Raw genomic sequence first — 16,343 nt, forward strand, 5'->3', positions numbered from 1 at the left:
GGGGCGCTATAATGGCCCAGTCACTACCCAGTATCGTTTCCGGCGAAGGCGGCCTCAGCCGCTACCTGGAAGAAATCCGCCGTTTTCCGATGCTTCAGCCGCAGGAAGAGTACATGCTCGCCAAGCGCTACGCCGAGCATGAGGACACCACGGCTGCGCACAAGCTCGTCACCAGCCACCTTCGGCTCGTCGCCAAGATCGCCATGGGCTATCGCGGCTACGGCCTGCCGATCGGCGAGGTGATCTCGGAAGGCAATGTCGGCCTGATGCAGGCCGTCAAGAAATTCGAACCGGAGCGCGGCTTCCGTCTCGCCACCTATGCGATGTGGTGGATCAAGGCCTCGATCCAGGAATACATCCTGCGCTCGTGGAGCCTGGTTAAGATGGGCACCACCGCCAACCAGAAGCGCCTGTTCTTCAACCTGCGCAAGGTGAAGGGCAAGATCCAGGCGCTCGACGAAGGCGATTTGAAGCCCGACCAGATCACCGAGATCGCCACCCGGCTGAACGTCTCGGAAGCGGAAGTCGTGTCGATGAACCGTCGTCTGTCGGGCGACGCCTCGCTCAATGCGCCCATCCGGGCAAGCGAAGGCGAATCCGGCGAATGGCAGGACTGGCTGGTCGACGACCACGAAAGCCAGGAAGAGATGCTGATCGAGCAGGACGAGCTGGAAAACCGGCGCGGCATGCTGTCGGGCGCTCTTGCCGTGCTCAACGACCGCGAACGCCGCATCTTCGAGGCGCGCCGCCTCGCCGATGAGCCGTTGACGCTGGAAGAGCTGTCGGCCGAGTTCGATATCAGCCGCGAGCGCGTGCGCCAGATCGAGGTGCGCGCATTCGAGAAGGTGCAGGACGCGGTCAAGGCCGCGGCCAAGCGCCAGATGCAGGCGCTTCGCACCATCGAGGCGCAGCCGGCGGCGTAAAGCCTCCCGATAGAAACAAATAACGGCGGCGCCACGTAACTGGCGCCGCCTGTATTTTAGAGGGTTGCCAGTTCCGCGGCGCCTTCGCGGATGTCCGATCCACTGCCACAAACTGCTCAGTAGCCTCGCCATCGTGTCCGCAGACGATCTCATCGATAGCGGCATTACCGCAATTTTCCCCAAGCCCTGGAAACCGCAACGCTGCAAGCTGTGGCGGCAATGTTCCGGCGCCGACACGGGCTTCCGTTGCAAAATTCCACAAGGCGGCGCTTGCGGCAGGCGGGCGACAACGGGCCGCCGGGCCGCGCCGGGCAGTTGAACTCGTCTGTTCGGAAACGAAAGGCAGTATGACGATGACGATTTCTCCGTTTCTGACCGCTCTCGGATCCGAAGGTCCCCCAGCCGACCGAGCGAAAGACATGGACCTGTATGGATGGCTAATTGGAAGCTGGGAAATGGACACGGTCCACTACCTCGATGACGGGACAATCCAGAAATGGAATGGAGAATGCCATTTTGGCTGGGTGCTCGAAGGCCGCGCGGTTCAGGACGTTTGGATCAGGCCCAAGCGCCCTGCTCCGTCCGCGATGTATGGCACAACCTTGCGCATCTTCGACCCTGGGATCGATGGCTGGCATATCATATGGAACGACCCGCTCAACCGGGATCACTCGCGCCAGATCGGCCGGGCCGAGGGTAAGGACATTGTCCAGCTCGGCAATGACTCGCGCGGTCTGAAAACTCGATGGCGTTTCACTGAGATCACTGCCAACAGCTTCCATTGGATCGGCGAGGAAAGATCTTCCGAGAGCGATCCTTGGCAAATCACGTATGAACATTTAGCCCGCCGAACAAAACCCTGACGCTGGACTAAACACTTAGCTGGCGTCTGCGCCGCTCCTCATCCGGCTGCCGCCACCGTCTTCCCGCATGGACCTCTCGGATTCAAACATCGCAAAAATCGAATCTGGATCAATAACTTGGATGACCATCGCAGAGTTTGAATGGCATTGTAGTGCCAACGACCCATCTCCTCACAGGCAATCGAGCGGAAATTTCAGATAGCGCCGCCCGTTGGATTCCGGTTCCGGCAGGCGTCCGCCATTCATATTGACCTGCAGCGCGTGCAGGATCAGCCGCGGCATCGGCAACGTCCTGTCGCGGGCTTGGCGGAGCGCGACGAAGTCGGCTTCCGTCTTGCAGCCGGCAACATGGATGTTGCCGCCTTTCTGTTCCGCGACCGTGCTTTCCCAGCGCGCTTCGCGGTCACCCGGCTGGTAGTCGTGACCGACGAACAGACGTGTCTCGTCCGGCAGTGCCAGGATGTCCTCGATCGAACGCCAGAGCCGCTCGGCGCTGCCGCCGGGAAAGTCTGCCCTTGCGGTGCCGCTGTCCGGCATGAACAGCGTGTCGTGGATGAAGGCGGCGTCGCCGATGACGTAAGTAATCGAGGCCAGGGTGTGGCCCGGCGAAAACAGCACTCTTGCCGGAAGGCCGCCGACCGAAAAAGTCGCGCCGTCGGCGAACAGCCTGTCCCATTGCGAACCGTCGGCGGGGAATTCCGGCCAGTTGTAGATCACCTTCCACAATTTCTGGACGTCGATGATCCTCTCGCCGATTGCCGTCGGCGCTCCGGTTCTCCCCCTCAGATAATGGACGGCGGACAAATGGTCGGCATGCGGATGCGTGTCGAGGATCCACTCGACCTCCAGCCCGCTTTCCCTGACGAAGTCGAGCAGGGCGTCGGCGTTTTTCGTTGCCGTTGCACCGGACCTTTCGTCGAAGTCGAGCACCGGATCGATGATGGCGCATTTGCGGGTCGCCATGTCGGCGACCACATACTGGACGGACCCGCTCGGCTTGTCATAGAAGCCGGTGACCTGCGACCTAGCCGATAATGCGTCCAATCCCAGCCCCCTTGATCTCTCACCGTGGCAGGAATGATTTTCTCAGCCACGGCAAATGAAAGGCATGGTTGTCCGTCAACCAGGCGTCGTCAAGCACCCCGTGCTCACACGGCTAGGAAAACCAAAAATTTCTCCGTGCCGCCTCTGCCTGCTCAGGCGGAAGGCTGCTTGGTTTTCCTGAGATATGGCAGGATTGTCTCGTAGGCGCCGAAGCGCTTGATGGCATCCTCATTCGAGACAGCAGCGGTGATGATGACGTCCTCGCCCTGCTTCCAGTTCGCCGGCGTCGCCACCTGGTGCTTGGCGGTCAGTTGCATGGAATCGATGGCGCGCAGGATTTCGTCGAAGTTGCGGCCCGTCGTCATCGGATAGGTGAGGACCAGCTTGATCTTCTTGTCGGGCCCGATGACGTAGACCGAACGCACCGTGGCATTGTCGGCGGGCGTGCGGCCCTCCGAGCTCTCGCCGGCACCCGCCGGCAGCATCTCGTAAAGCTTGGCGACCTTGAGATCCTTGTCGCCGATCAGCGGGTAGTTCACCGAATGGCCGGTCGCCGTCTTGATGTCGTTCTGCCACTTTCCATGGCTTTCGACGGGATCGACCGAGATGCCGATGATCTTAACGTTGCGCTTCCTGAACTCGCCTTCGAGCCCGGCCATCGTGCCGAGTTCGGTTGTGCAAACCGGCGTAAAGTTCTTCGGATGGCTGAACAATACCGCCCAGCCGTCGCCGATCCATTCATGGAAGCTGATCGGTCCTTGCGTGGTCTCAGCGGTGAAGTCCGGCGCGATATCGTTGATGCGGAGGCTCATGACATGTCCCTACCTTGTGAGTGCAGATCGCAGCCGGCGTTGACCGGCGCTGCTTTTGCCTTTCTACCACTCCGGCGTCATCCTTCAAACGGCTGTTGCGCCGGCATCGAGGCCGGCGGCGAAATATTTTCATTGCTTCTCGGCAAATGCAGCAGGAATTTTCGCTGCGCTGGCTCAGGCCTTGCTCACTGCTAACGTCGTCGTCAGGTCTTCCATGCGCTGGGCCAACGCGCCGAGCGCCCCGGTCAGCACGGAATCGTTCTTGTCGGCCTTGGTCAGTGCGTCGTCGCGCGTCTTGCGCAGCGTCAGCACTTCGCTTTCCATGCCCTTGACCCGCTTTTGCAGTTCTGAAAGCTCGTCCATGACCATGATGCCGGCCATCACGGTCAGCCTCTGGTCGCCGATCTCGCCAAAAGAATCCTTCAGATGCGAGACATAGCGGTCGAAGCGCTCGGCAAGATCGATCAGATGCTCTTCCTGGCCCTCGTCGCAGGCCATCCGATACTGCTTGCCGTCGATGGAAACCGTGACTTGTGCCATTGGCCTACCTGTCCAGTACCGCGCGGATGGTCTCCATGGCTGTCACCAGCCTTCGCGACACTTCCTTGTTGGCATCTTCCAGCCGTTCGGCGCGGGCCTCGGAATTGTCGAGTTCCTGCGCCAGCCGCGAGCGGTCGGCGTTCATCCGCTGCACTTCGGCCTCGGCTTCCGAATAGTCCCGCTCGTGCTCGAGCTTGGCCGCGACGGCGTTTTCCAGCCCTTCGATGGCCTTACCCAGCCTGGCAATGACTTCCTTGAGGGTCGTTTCCCCGGTCATGGCTTTCGTCCTGCGCCCTGCCCATCACCGAATCATCCACGTTCAGAACGCGTTATCCCTGAAACATTACGCGCCGTGTGAACCGCACGTCAATAAAGCGATCGCGACTGTCCCCTGCTAACGCTAATGTAAGTGGTGCATGGCCATCACAAGACCGGCAAAAGCACACCGATTTGTTGACTAAAAGGCCGCGCCTGCTATGTGTCGCGCACCCTTTTCAAGGGCTTTCCCAAGGCCCAAACCCCCATTTTGGAGGAAGCATGACCTCGCGCGAACAACATGACCGGATGGCCAATGCGATCCGTTTTCTCGCCATGGACGCCGTCGAGAAGGCAAACTCCGGCCACCCCGGGCTGCCCATGGGCTGTGCCGACATCGCCACCGTGCTGTTCACCCGCTTTCTCAAATACGATCCGAAGAACCCGCATTGGCCGGATCGCGACCGCTTTATCCTGTCGGCCGGCCACGGCTCGATGCTGCTTTACTCGCTGCTCTATCTGACCGGCTACGAAGACATCACCATCGACCAGATCAAGCAGTTCCGCCAATTGGGGTCGAGGACCGCGGGCCACCCGGAATACGGCCATGCCGCCGGCATCGAGACGACGACGGGCCCACTCGGCCAGGGCCTTGCCAATTCGGTCGGTTTCGCGCTCGGCGAGCGCATCATGAATGCCGCTTTCGGCAACGATCTCGTCGACCACTACACCTATGTGCTGGCCGGTGACGGCTGCCTGATGGAAGGCGTGTCCCAGGAAGCCATCGCGCTTGCCGGACATCTGAAGCTGAACAAGCTGATCGTCTTCTGGGACAACAACAACATCTCCATCGACGGCCCGGTGTCGCTGGCCGACAACACCGATCAGGTCGCCCGCTTCCAGGCGTCCGGCTGGAACGCCAGCCATATCGACGGCCAGGACCCGGAAGCGATCGCCTATGCCATTGAAGCGGCCCGCCACTCCGACAAGCCGACGATGATTGCCTGCAAGACGACGATCGGCTTCGGCGCGCCGACCAAGGCCGGTACCAACAAGGCGCATGGCTCGCCGCTCGGCGCCGAGGAAATCGCCGGCGCCAGAAAATTCTTCGGCTGGGATTATCCGCCGTTCGAGGTTCCGGCCGATATCCTCGACGCATGGCGTACCGCCGGCCGGGCCGGCGTCAAGGCGCGCACCGACTGGGAAAGCCGCCTTGCCAAGGCCGACACCAAATTGCGCGGCGAATTCGAACGCCGCATCGGTGGCACGCTGCCGGCCAACTTCGATGCTGTCATTGGCGATTACAAGAAGAAGCTCGCCGCCGACAAGCCGAAGGTCGCCACCCGCAAATCGTCGGAAATGGCGCTGGAGGTCATCAACGGCGCCGTGCCCGAAACCATCGGCGGCTCGGCCGATTTGACCGGCTCCAACAACACCAAGACCAGCCAGACCAAGAACATCACTGCCGACGATTACGGCCAGCGCTATGTCCACTACGGCATTCGCGAGCACGGCATGGCGGCCGCGCTCAACGGGCTGACGCTGCATGGCGGCATTGTCGCCTATGGCGGCACCTTCATGTGCTTTTCCGATTATGCCCGTCCGGCGATGCGGCTTGCCTCGTTGATGGGCATCCGCTCGATCTTCGTCATGACCCATGATTCCATCGGCCTTGGCGAAGACGGCCCGACCCATCAGCCGGTCGAGCATCTGGCAGCACTTCGCGCCATCCCGAACCACAATGTCTTCCGCCCGGCCGACGCGGTGGAAACCGCGGAATGCTGGCAGCTGGCCATTGAATCGGAAAAGACGCCTTCGACTTTGGCGCTGACCCGGCAGAACCTGCCGACGGTACGCAACGACTTCGTTGCGGAAAACCTCTCCAGCCGCGGCGCCTATGAACTTGCCGCCGCAAGTGGCGAGGCGGCGGTGACAATCTTCGCTTCGGGCTCCGAGGTCGAGATCGCCCTGGCCGCGCGCGAGGCGCTGGAAAAGCACGGCCATGCTACCCGCGTCGTCTCGGTGCCGTGCTTCGAATTGTTCGACAAGCAGAGCGCCGACTATCGCAGCAGGATGATCGGCAATGCGCCGCTCAAGATTGCCATCGAAGCCGGCATCCGTCAGGGCTGGGATTATTTCATCGGCACCGAAGGCATCTTTATCGGTATGACCGGCTTCGGCGCCTCCGGCACGATCGAACAGCTCTATCCGCATTTCGGCATCACCGCCGAAGCAACGGTGAAGGCGGCGGAAGCCCGTCTGCACGGCAAATGAAATTAAGCCCCGATCCGCAAAGGCTGGCATAGCGGTTTTGCCGGCCGGCGGAGCACTAATCGATTTAAATCCGAGCCTCGGCGGCTGGATTCTTTGCCCGTCCGCCGTTATGAAGCTGCGGACTTGATCTTCGGCCCCCAACTCCCAGGGAGAGAACAATGACCGTCAGAGTTGCCATCAATGGATTCGGCCGCATCGGCCGCAACATCCTGCGCGCCATCCACGAATCCGGCCGCAAGGATATCGACGTCGTCGCCGTCAACGATCTCGGCCCGGTCGAGACCAACGCGCATCTGCTGCGCTTCGACAGCGTGCATGGCCGCTTTCCGCATGAGGTGACGGTTGACGGCGATCAGATCATCGTCGGCAAGGAAAAATTCAAGGTCACCGCGATCAAGGATCCGACGCAACTGCCGTGGAAGGAACTCGGCATCGACATCGCGCTCGAATGCACCGGCATCTTCACCGCCCGCGACAAGGCCGCCGCCCATCTGACCGCCGGTGCCAAGCGCGTTCTCGTCTCCGCTCCGGCGGAGGGGGCCGACCTGACCGTCGTCTATGGCATCAATCACGACAAGCTGACCAAGGACCACATCGTCATCTCGAACGCCTCCTGCACCACCAACTGCTTGGCGCCGCTGGCGGCCGTGCTGAATGAGGCCGTCGGCATCGAGAAGGGCATGATGACGACGATCCACTCCTATACTGGCGACCAGCCGACGCTGGACACCATGCACAAGGACCTCTACCGCGCCCGCGCCGCCGCGCTTTCGCAGATTCCGACCTCGACCGGTGCCGCCAAGGCCATCGGCCTGGTACTGCCCGAGCTCAAGGGCAAGCTCGACGGCATCTCCATCCGCGTGCCGACCCCGAACGTCTCGCTGGTCGATTTCAAGTTCATCGCCAAGCGGTCGACCACCGTCCAGGAAATCAACGACGCGGTAATCGCCGCTTCGAACGGCAAGCTGAAGGACATCCTTGCCGTCACTCGTCATCCCAATGTTTCTATCGACTTCAACCACGATCCGCACTCCTCGATCGTGGCGCTCGACCAGACGAAGGTCATGGACGGCAATTTCGTTTCGGTGCTGGCCTGGTACGACAATGAGTGGGGCTTCTCCAACCGCATGGGCGACACCGCTGTCGCCTTCGGCAAGACCATCGCCTGATCGCAGAACCATCTTCTCGACTTGGACAACGCCCGGCTCAGTCCGGGCGTTTTTCGTTGCAGCACGCCCCCCCGAGGCAGCCTCCGCTGCTCGGAGGTGCCAAAACATTCGACTATCGGCAGCGTAGGGCGAAAAGCCGCGCTGCTGCCTTGCAGCGGCCATGTCTTCGCCCCACTCTCCCGTGATGCCGGAGCATATCGACTAGGGGCGACCAACGAATGGAGCATGGTATCTATCTGGTGACGCTCGTTGGCGCAGCACTTGTCGTTGCCGCCGCGTTTTCGAGCCTGATCGCCTTCCGTTTCGGCGCCCCCCTCCTGCTGCTGTTTCTCTGCATCGGCCTTGCCACCGGAACCGACGGTCTCGGAATCCATTTCGACAATGCCCGATTTGCCTATTTTGCCGGCTCATTGGCGCTGGCGGTGATCCTTTTCGATTCCGGCTTTGGCACGCCGCTCAATGCCTTGCGGCAGGCGGCCGGGCCGGCGCTGTCGCTGGCGACCTTCGGCGTCCTTTTGACCACTGGCCTGTTCGGCGCCGCCGCCTATTATTTGCTCGACCTGACATGGCTGGAATCCTTCCTGCTCGGTGCCGCCGTCGCCTCGACCGACGCCGCGGCGGTGTTCTTCCTGCTGCGCGCCGGCGAGATCAATTTGCGCGAACGCGTGCGTTCGACGCTCGAGGTGGAATCCGGCACCAATGACCCGATCGCCATCTTCCTGACCATCACGCTGGTCGAGGTCATCGCCGCCAACACCCACCCCGAGGCCAAGGTGCTGGTTACCGATCTTGCCGTCGGTTTCCTTGTCAACATGGGGCTCGGTGCGGTCATCGGTATTCTCGGCGGCATGGCCATCGTGCGCCTTGTCGATCGCCTCAATCTAGATCACGGCCTGCTGCCGATCTTCGTGCTGACGCTGTCGCTGATGGTGTTTGCCGCCGCCGGCGCCGTCGGCGGCTCCGGCTTCCTGGCGGTCTATCTCGCGGGCCTGATCGCCGGCAATTCCGATATCCGGGCTGTCACCATCCTCAAGCGCTTTCAGGACGGGATGTCGTGGTTGGCGCAGATCATCATGTTCCTGATCCTCGGCCTGTTCGCGACGCCTTCGCAATTTCCGGCGATCCTGGTGCCGGCGGTGCTGCTCGGACTGTTCCTGATATTTGTCGCACGGCCAGTCGCCGTCTGGCTATGCCTGGTGCCGTTCCGTCTGCCACGCCCGGAAGTCGCCTTTGTCTCATGGGTTGGCCTGCGTGGCGCCGTGTCGATCCTGCTTGCTATCACGCCGCTGCTCGGCGGTCTTGAGAACGGCCGCCTCATCTTCAACACCGCCTTCATCATCGTGCTGGTCTCTCTGGTCATCCAGGGATGGACCGTCGGGCCGCTGGCGCGCCGCCTCGGCCTTATCGTGCCGGCCCGCCTGGGACCGCTCGACAAGGTCGAATTGGAACTGCCGGGCTCCGCCCATCATGAGCTTCTTGCCTACCGTGTGGCACCCGGCAGCCCGGTGGCGCGGGGCGAACGCATTCCGCGCTGGGCGCGGCCGTCGCTTGTGCTGCGAGACGGACGCTCGATGCGCTTCCAGGATATGGGCCGGCTGGCGGCTGGCGATCATGTCTACATCTTCGTGCCGGACCGCTATCCGCGCCTGCTCGACAAGCTGTTCGCCAGCCGTGCCGTGGTCGATCCCGAGGATGCGGATTTCTTCGGCGCCTTTGCCGTCGATCCGTCACGCTCCGCCGAGGAACTGGAGACCGCCTACGCGCCGGGCCTGACCGAAGCGGAACGCAAGCTCACCATTGGCGATCTGGTCACGGCGCGGCTCGGCGGCCACGCCGAATATGCCGACCGCGTGCTGCTCGGTCCGATCGAGCTGATCGTCCGCGACGTCGACGACAAGGGCAGGATCACCGGCCTTGGCCTATCCTTCGAGCCGACCGCGCCGGTGGCACGCGTTCCGGTGTTCCTCAGCGCCGGCGAAATCCGCGACCGTATCGCCGCCTTCATCCGCAACCGGCGCAAGCCGGCCGAAGCGCGAGCGGTCGAGGCGGTGGCCGAAATGGAACCGGTTCCGCAGCCCGTGGTCGAAAAGACAACTGGCGAAGGCTGACCGCGTCGACCCGAGCCGCGGAGCCCTGCCGCGAGGCTGAAGAATGGTTCGGCAACTGGCGTGGCGAGTCCATGTGGTCCGACATCGCCGGAAATCATCCCGATCGGCCGGCTGCGAGGGCATCTGGCCGAACAGTCGCCAATTCTCCGTGGCTGTACGGCGCGCCATAGGGGGCAGCTTAATTGTTGCGGGCCGCAACGAACTGCGCCGCTTGTTTCAGAAGCGCGGCTTGTTCGCCATAGGGCTCGAGCAGCGCATGAGCTTGGTCGACGAGGCCATGGAGCTGGTCCCGCGCCCAGTCCGGTCCGTGCAGCGCGACCAGCGTCGCCTTGCCGGCCGCGGCATCCTTGCCGGTTGCCTTGCCCATCTGATGCGCGTCGGCGGTCAGGTCGAGCAGATCGTCGGCAAGCTGAAAGGCAAGCCCGATCGCCGAGCCGAACTCGGCCAGCCTTTCGCGGTCGCCCGACGGCGCGCCGGCAACGATGGCGCCCGCTTCGCAGGCAAAGCGGATCAGCGCACCGGTTTTCATCGCCTGAAGCCGAATGATGCCAGCCTCGTCCGGCCGGCTTTGTTCGGCCTCGAGATCGAGCATCTGGCCGCCGACCATGCTGCCGGCCCCTGCGGCGCGGGCCAATGCCAGCACCAGCGCTGCCCTGCGCTCGGCCGGCAGCATTGTCGCCTCGTCGGCAAGGATGTCGAAGGCAAGCGTCAACAAGGCGTCGCCGGCAAGAATGGCTGTCGCTTCATCGAAAGCCCTGTGCACGGTCGGCTGGCCACGGCGCATATCGTCATCGTCCATGGCCGGCAGATCGTCATGGATGAGCGAATAGCAGTGCACGCATTCGAGCGCTGCCGCGACGCGCAGCGCCGGCTCGACGTCGGCTGAAAACAGTGCAGAACTTTCCATGACCAGGAAGGGGCGCAGTCGTTTGCCGCCGTTCAGAACGCCATGTCGCATCGCGGCCATCAGGCGTTCCGGCCGCGCGATCTCGCCTGAAAGCGTGCGTCCGTCGAGCAACCGCCTCAGCAGCGCCTCGAGCGGAACTGCCCGGGCAATAAGTGCAGCCTCGAACGCCATTTGGTCGTCTTTCGTCATGGTCGGGAGCGGTAGCCGACACTCAGACGTTGCGCAAGAAGCCAAGCGCCATTATGCCGGGGCAGGGAGTAGCGCGGATTGGGTGGCTTGGCGGAACCGATCGTCGATCACGAAACCGAAGGGTTGGACATGGCGAGACCGAGACGCGGCAGCCGCATCGGTCTTCAACGCTGGGTCCGGCGCGGCATCGCTGTCGCCATCGTGCTGGCGCTGATGCCGGTGGTTCTGACCTTTCTGTACCTGCCGTCATTCGTGCACCCGGTGTCGACATTGATGCTGAAGGACCTCGCGACGTTTTCCGGCTACGATCGGCGCTGGGTTTCTATCGATGATGTGGCGCCGGTGCTGGCATATTCGGTCATCATGTCGGAGGACGGGCAGTTCTGTTTCCATCGCGGCGTAGATCTGGGCGAGTTGCGCGGCGTCGTCGACGATGCGCTCGCCGGCGAGATGACGCGTGGCGCCTCGACCATCACCATGCAGACGGTAAAGAACCTTTATCTATGGTCGCGGCCGCTGGGCTCGGTCCGTAAGGTCGTCGAACTGCCGCTGGCCGTCTATTTCGATGCGGTGCTGTCGAAACGGCGGATCATGGAGATCTACCTCAACATCGCCGAATGGGGACCGGGCATCTACGGCATCGAGGCCGCCGCCCAACATCATTTCGGCGTCTCGGCAAAACAGCTGTCGCGCCGACAGGCAGCGCTGCTTGCCGTCACCTTGCCGAACCCGATCGTGCGCAATCCGGCGAAGCCCGGGCCGGGACTGAGGCGGCTTGCCGCGTTGATCGAACGGCGCGCGGGCCGCGCCGGCGCCTATGTCGGTTGCCTGCGATAGTGTCAAAAAAAAACACGGCGACGCTGGCCAAAACGCCATCGGGCGTGTATAGGCAGCCGACTTTCTCAGATTCCGGCCCCTGACGTGGCCCTTTCACGAGGGCCGCCGGGGCGTTTTGACCATGTAGTGGAGCATATCCATGGCCGTTCCGAAACGAAAAACCTCTCCGTCGAAGCGCGGCATGCGCCGTTCCGCCGACGCACTGAAGGCCCCGACCTATGTCGAGGACAAGAACTCCGGCGAGATGCGCCGTCCGCACCATATCGACCTGAAGACCGGCATGTATCGCGGTCGCCAGGTGCTGGAGCCGAAGGAAAGCTGAGAGAGCTTTCTACGGTTTATTATTGCAAAAGACCGGCCACTGGCCGGTCTTTTTGGGTTCGTCGACAACTGATCATACCGGCCGGGGCTGACATTGTTGTTTCACGCCGTCTTTGTCCGTGTTTATGGGCCGCACGAAAATTCTTGACGGCGAACGCCGGGCGCACTCTACAAAGATCAGTCCAACCGGAGCCGCCACATGTTCGGTGCCATTCCGCTGCTGATCGTGCCTTTCATCCTCTACAATCTCGGGCTTCTGGGAATATTCGGTAGCGGCGACGACCCGTGGGCGACCGAAATGTTTTCGGTCCGGATGATGTCGGGCGGGGTGTTCTCGATGACCCTCGGCGATCTCATCGTGCTGATCGCATTGATCTTCTTGTTCGTCGAAGTGGTGAAGTCGACGCGAACGACAAATGCCTCGATCATGGACCACCTTTTGTCGACCTTCGTCTTTGTGGCCTATCTGGTCGAATTCCTGCTGGTGAAGGGCGCCGCCCATTCCGTCTTTTTCACACTGATGGTCATAGCACTGATCGACGTGCTGGCCGGCTTTTCGGTGTCGATGCGGTCGGCCAGCCGCGACATCAACATGAATTAAGGATCCTGGCTCAGCCCGGGTCGGCGGTGAAGCCAGCCGCCTCGATGCCAGCGATGGCTGCCGTTTCATCATTGTCCGACGTATCGCCGGAAATGCCGACGGCACCGATGATCGTGCCAGCCTTATCGCGGATCAGCACGCCGCCGACGACCGGCAGGACGCGTCCGCCCGACACGTCGGAGACGCCGGCTATCAGATGCGGGCGCTCCTTGGCGAAAGCCTCCACCCGGCGCGAGCCCATGCCGATAGCGAGCGCGCCATAGGCCTTGCCGGCCGACATTTGCGGACGCAGGAACGAGGCGCCGTCCTGACGCTGGAACGAGACCAGATGCGCGCCAGCGTCGAGCACCGAGACGCCAAGCGGCCTGAGCTTGAGCTCGGCAGCCTTGGCAAAGGCGGCGGCAATGATCTCAAGGGCTTTGTCGAGCGTCAGTGCGGTCATGGCCGCCTCCTAAACGCGCCAGTTGTCAACCGGCAGAACAGATCGCGGTGAAAACTGTTCCGCGTACGAAACGAAGCAATGCGATCCAAGGACGCCGGCTTATTTCTTCTTGGCGCGGGACTTCTTCACCGGCGCCGGAGGCGCATTGGCCAGATCTTCCGCTTCCTTGGCGAGGCGCAGCGCCCGCAGCTTATTGGTTTTGGCTTGGCGAGCGTCGCTCTCGGCGACATATTCCGCCATGGCCTTCTGGCGCACCGTGGCTGCCTCTTCCTGTTTCTTGAAACGCAAATCGGCCCGCGCACGGGCAGTGTCCTTAGAGTTCTCGACCAAGAGCGTTATCCAATCCGGTAAATTATCTTCAGTCCCTTGATAGCAGAGCCAGCCCGCAATTGGGAAAATAAGTTGGTCATGGCGCCGGATCGCACCCGACTCGCTCCGCATTGCGGGCGATCACCGCATCGTATGCGGCCTGCAAGGTCGCGCGCACGGTGGGTCCAGATGGGGCGGGAGACGCACCTAGATGCTCGTGGCGCAACTCGTTCATGAACTTATCCCACATCGGCGGGCCGCCTTTTTCCAGAAGCTCGGCACGGATAGAGAGCTCTTCGCTGACCGGGAGCCAGACGCGGCCCCAGGCGCCGAGATGCGCCAGGATCGGCACCAGCGTAATAGCCATTTCGGTCAGGCTGTAGATCGCCTTCTGCTTGTGGGAGGGATCGTCCGCCTTGGTCAGCATGCTGAGCTCCATCAGCCGTTTCAGCCGGTCGGCGAGGATGTTGGAGGCGATGCCCTCCATCGAGCCATTGAGCAGCTCGCGAAAGTGGCGTCTGCCGCCGAAGATGATGTCGCGAAGGATGATCAGGCTCCACCGATCGCCGAACACTTCGAGCGACAGATTGATCGGACATCCGGACCGGCGATCGATGTTCATGCGAATCTCCAAAAACCGGTTGCATTATCGTATCGGTTTTAATATCGTGCAACCGATTGCAAATTGCAATCAGATTCGCGACCCGAGGAGGAAAGCCATGAGAAACGCCGAACACCCCGAAATCGTATCCCAGACGTTCGGCGATCCGGCACATCCGGCGGTATTGTTGATCATGGGCGCCATGGCTTCCATGCTCTGGTGGCCGGAAGCGTTTTGCCGGAAGCTGGCCGGCGAGGGTCGCTTCGTGGTCCGCTATGACAATCGCGATACCGGCCGTTCGACGAAATACGCGCCGGGCGAGCCGCCTTATACATTCGACGACATGGCGGACGATGCCATCCGCGTCCTTGACGACCAGGGAATCCGAAAGGCGCACGTGGTCGGCATGTCGATGGGCGGCGTGATTGCGCAGCTCGTTGCGTTGAAATACCCGTCGCGTGTCACTTCGCTTACGGTGATCAGCAGCTCGCCCTTGGGCATTGATACGTCGCATCTGCCCGGAACCACCGAGGCCTACAGGAAACATTCGGACGAAGGCGCGAAGGTCGACTGGTCTGACCGTGGCCAGGCGGTCGATTTCATCGTCAAGGACGCGTATGCGCTCACCGGCACCGCACGCTCATTCGACGAGCAGCGCACGCGGGCTTTCGTCGAACAGGATTACGACCGGTCCGGCGGCTTTCTAAGCGCCACCAATCATTTCATGCTCAAGAGCGGCGAAGATGGGAGCGGCGAAGATCGGAGCGGCCAGGACTGGACGGGGCGGCTGCACGAGATGAAGATCCCGCTCCTCGTTATCCACGGCACCGACGATCCGATCTTTCCAGTCGAGCATGGCGCCGCTCTTGCCGACGCGGTCGCCGGCGCACGGCTGGTCCGGATCGAGGGCGGCGGCCACGAGCTGCATCCCGACGACTGGGCCGCGATCATCGATGCCATCGTCACCCACAGCCAAGCCAAATAGTACCAAGCCTGACCTCAACACCGAATTTCCGCGAGACGAACCACCCAAGGAACGACAACCAATGTCCCTGACTATGCATCTTCATCCACTGGCCTCCTTCTGCTGGAAGCCGCTGATCGCGCTCTATGAGAACGGCACGCCATTCACATCCGTCGTCGTCGATCTCGGCAATGAACAGTCGCGCGCGGCGTTTCTGAAATTGTGGCCGCTCGGCAAGATGCCGGTACTGCGTGATGAAGCGCTGGATCGGACCGTGCCGGAATCGACAATCGTCATCGAATATCTCAACGCGTATTATCCTGGGCCGGCCGAACTGATCCCCGCCGATGTCGATCTCGCTCGCCAGACCCGGCTCGCCGACCGCTTCTATGACTTCTACGTCCAGGAACCGATGCAGAAGATCGTCGGCGACCGGCTGCGGCCGGAGGGCTAGACCGATCCGTTCGGCGTCGAGCAGGCCCGCGCCCAGCTGCGCAGCTCCTACGCCGTCATCGAACAGGACATGCAGTCGAGGACATGGGCGGTGGGCGGGAGCTTCACCATGGCCGACTGCGCCGCCGCCCCCGCGCTGTTCTACGCTAACAAGGTCGAGCCGTTCGGCGACAAATATCCTGCGGTGAGGCGCTATCACGACCGGCTGCTGCGGCGCCCGTCGGTTGCCCGTGTGATCGAGGAAGCGCAGCCCTATTTCAAGCTCTTCCCCTACAACAACGGCTAGAGAGTGGTTCATCGTTTCACGGAAACGCCGAACCGCTCGATCCTTTTGTTTTTTGCGCAATTCCGGACGGAAAACCGTTTCACACTTTTCCTGGAATTGCTCCAGGCCCGAGGCTGCACGAGCTGCCCGACGCGCGGACGACGCCTCTCAGCTTCCGGGTGAACCGAGCTGCTCTGCATCCCAGAACTGGTCGAGCCAGATGTTGAGCTTTAGGAAGCCGGCATTGCTGACCGTATAGACGCGCCTGGTGCCTTCCGGCTTGGCGTTGACCAGCCCGGCATCAAGCAGCACCTTCAGATGCTGCGAAACGGCCGGGCGGGACACCGGCAAGCCAGAGGCCAGTTCGTTGACGGTCTTCGGTCCGCGCCGGAGCTCTTCCAAGAGATAGCGCCGGTTGGGATCGGCAATCGCCATGAAGGCGTCGGAAAGCATCATGCCTTATTTG

At 62.0% G+C, this 16,343-nt stretch carries 18 protein-coding genes and 1 pseudogene; 10 read left to right on the plus strand and 9 right to left on the minus strand.

Annotation, left to right across the window (positions count from 1 at the left end; translation table 11 throughout):
- Positions 1 to 11 precede the first annotated feature (11 nt).
- Positions 12 to 923 carry an RNA polymerase sigma factor RpoH gene (rpoH, locus tag NKH89_RS06395; protein WP_023720954.1) on the plus strand — a complete coding sequence of 304 codons (912 nt, stop codon included), beginning with the start codon at positions 12 to 14 and terminating at the stop codon, positions 921 to 923.
- Between the two features lie 347 nt (positions 924 to 1,270).
- Positions 1,271 to 1,786, plus strand: coding sequence for a hypothetical protein (locus tag NKH89_RS06400; protein WP_036245367.1), 516 nt, complete (start codon positions 1,271 to 1,273; stop codon positions 1,784 to 1,786).
- Positions 1,787 to 1,957: 171 nt separating this feature from the next.
- On the opposite strand, the gene NKH89_RS06405 is transcribed toward NKH89_RS06400, so the two are convergent.
- From NKH89_RS06405 to NKH89_RS06420, 4 genes are all read right to left on the minus strand, one after another.
- Positions 1,958 to 2,830 carry an MBL fold metallo-hydrolase gene (locus NKH89_RS06405; RefSeq protein WP_023720957.1) on the minus strand — a complete coding sequence of 291 codons (873 nt, stop codon included), beginning with the start codon at positions 2,828 to 2,830 and terminating at the stop codon, positions 1,958 to 1,960.
- 152 nt (positions 2,831 to 2,982) lie between these two features.
- A complete protein-coding gene (locus NKH89_RS06410) occupies positions 2,983 to 3,642 on the minus strand; it encodes a peroxiredoxin (RefSeq protein WP_023720958.1) in 660 nt (219 codons plus the stop codon).
- A gap of 174 nt (positions 3,643 to 3,816) precedes the next feature.
- Positions 3,817 to 4,182 (minus strand): cell division protein ZapA, encoded by a 366-nt coding sequence (locus NKH89_RS06415; RefSeq protein WP_023720959.1) that lies wholly within the window; start codon positions 4,180 to 4,182, stop codon positions 3,817 to 3,819.
- 4 nt (positions 4,183 to 4,186) lie between these two features.
- Complete coding sequence (locus tag NKH89_RS06420; protein WP_006200774.1) at positions 4,187 to 4,459, minus strand: DUF4164 domain-containing protein; 273 nt, start codon at positions 4,457 to 4,459, stop codon at positions 4,187 to 4,189.
- Between the two features lie 260 nt (positions 4,460 to 4,719).
- Between NKH89_RS06420 and tkt the strand changes: the two genes are divergently transcribed.
- From tkt to NKH89_RS06435, 3 genes are all read left to right on the plus strand, one after another.
- Positions 4,720 to 6,711: a transketolase gene (gene tkt, locus NKH89_RS06425; protein ID WP_352480874.1), complete on the plus strand. Its 1,992-nt coding sequence runs from the start codon at positions 4,720 to 4,722 to the stop codon at positions 6,709 to 6,711.
- Positions 6,712 to 6,869: 158 nt separating this feature from the next.
- Positions 6,870 to 7,880, plus strand: a complete 1,011-nt coding sequence (gene gap / locus NKH89_RS06430) for a type I glyceraldehyde-3-phosphate dehydrogenase (RefSeq protein ID WP_023720961.1) — start codon at positions 6,870 to 6,872, stop codon at positions 7,878 to 7,880.
- Between the two features lie 218 nt (positions 7,881 to 8,098).
- Complete coding sequence (locus tag NKH89_RS06435; protein ID WP_023720962.1) at positions 8,099 to 9,988, plus strand: potassium/proton antiporter; 1,890 nt, start codon at positions 8,099 to 8,101, stop codon at positions 9,986 to 9,988.
- Between the two features lie 178 nt (positions 9,989 to 10,166).
- Here NKH89_RS06435 and NKH89_RS06440 read toward each other — a convergent pair whose 3' ends face one another.
- Positions 10,167 to 11,084, minus strand: a complete 918-nt coding sequence (locus NKH89_RS06440) for a polyprenyl synthetase family protein (RefSeq protein ID WP_352494184.1) — start codon at positions 11,082 to 11,084, stop codon at positions 10,167 to 10,169.
- A gap of 78 nt (positions 11,085 to 11,162) precedes the next feature.
- On the opposite strand from NKH89_RS06440, the gene NKH89_RS06445 reads away from it, so the two are divergent.
- The 3 genes from NKH89_RS06445 (at position 11,163) to NKH89_RS06455 (ending at position 12,843) form a co-directional block, all read left to right on the plus strand.
- Positions 11,163 to 11,921, plus strand: coding sequence for a transglycosylase domain-containing protein (locus NKH89_RS06445; protein WP_031194544.1), 759 nt, complete (start codon positions 11,163 to 11,165; stop codon positions 11,919 to 11,921).
- 139 nt (positions 11,922 to 12,060) lie between these two features.
- Positions 12,061 to 12,243, plus strand: a complete 183-nt coding sequence (gene rpmF, locus NKH89_RS06450) for a 50S ribosomal protein L32 (protein WP_006203806.1) — start codon at positions 12,061 to 12,063, stop codon at positions 12,241 to 12,243.
- A gap of 198 nt (positions 12,244 to 12,441) precedes the next feature.
- A complete protein-coding gene (locus tag NKH89_RS06455; protein ID WP_023720966.1) occupies positions 12,442 to 12,843 on the plus strand; it encodes a hypothetical protein in 402 nt (133 codons plus the stop codon).
- Between the two features lie 10 nt (positions 12,844 to 12,853).
- On the opposite strand, the gene NKH89_RS06460 is transcribed toward NKH89_RS06455, so the two are convergent.
- The 3 genes from NKH89_RS06460 to NKH89_RS06470 form a co-directional block, all read right to left on the minus strand.
- Positions 12,854 to 13,285 (minus strand): GlcG/HbpS family heme-binding protein, encoded by a 432-nt coding sequence (locus NKH89_RS06460; RefSeq protein ID WP_352908515.1) that lies wholly within the window; start codon positions 13,283 to 13,285, stop codon positions 12,854 to 12,856.
- 99 nt (positions 13,286 to 13,384) lie between these two features.
- Complete coding sequence (locus tag NKH89_RS06465) at positions 13,385 to 13,726, minus strand: hypothetical protein (protein WP_352908573.1); 342 nt, start codon at positions 13,724 to 13,726, stop codon at positions 13,385 to 13,387.
- Entirely contained in the window at positions 13,692 to 14,216 is a 525-nt protein-coding gene (locus NKH89_RS06470; protein ID WP_023720969.1) for a winged helix-turn-helix transcriptional regulator, read from the minus strand. Before NKH89_RS06470 ends, NKH89_RS06465 begins: the two co-directional genes overlap by 35 nt.
- 97 nt (positions 14,217 to 14,313) lie before the next feature.
- Between NKH89_RS06470 and NKH89_RS06475 the strand changes: the two genes are divergently transcribed.
- Both NKH89_RS06475 and NKH89_RS06480 read left to right on the plus strand, forming a co-directional pair.
- On the plus strand, positions 14,314 to 15,180 hold the full coding sequence (locus NKH89_RS06475) for an alpha/beta fold hydrolase (protein ID WP_352908516.1): 867 nt from the start codon (positions 14,314 to 14,316) through the stop codon (positions 15,178 to 15,180).
- A 61-nt stretch (positions 15,181 to 15,241) separates the two neighbouring features.
- Positions 15,242 to 15,898 (plus strand): annotated as a pseudogene (locus NKH89_RS06480) (glutathione S-transferase family protein).
- Between the two features lie 147 nt (positions 15,899 to 16,045).
- Here the strand turns inward: NKH89_RS06480 and NKH89_RS06485 are convergent.
- Positions 16,046 to 16,333, minus strand: coding sequence for an ArsR/SmtB family transcription factor (locus tag NKH89_RS06485; RefSeq protein ID WP_023720972.1), 288 nt, complete (start codon positions 16,331 to 16,333; stop codon positions 16,046 to 16,048).
- Positions 16,334 to 16,343 lie beyond the last annotated feature (10 nt).

It is taken from the genome of Mesorhizobium sp. M0923 (assembly GCF_040319365.1).
GTDB lineage: Bacteria > Pseudomonadota > Alphaproteobacteria > Rhizobiales > Rhizobiaceae > Mesorhizobium.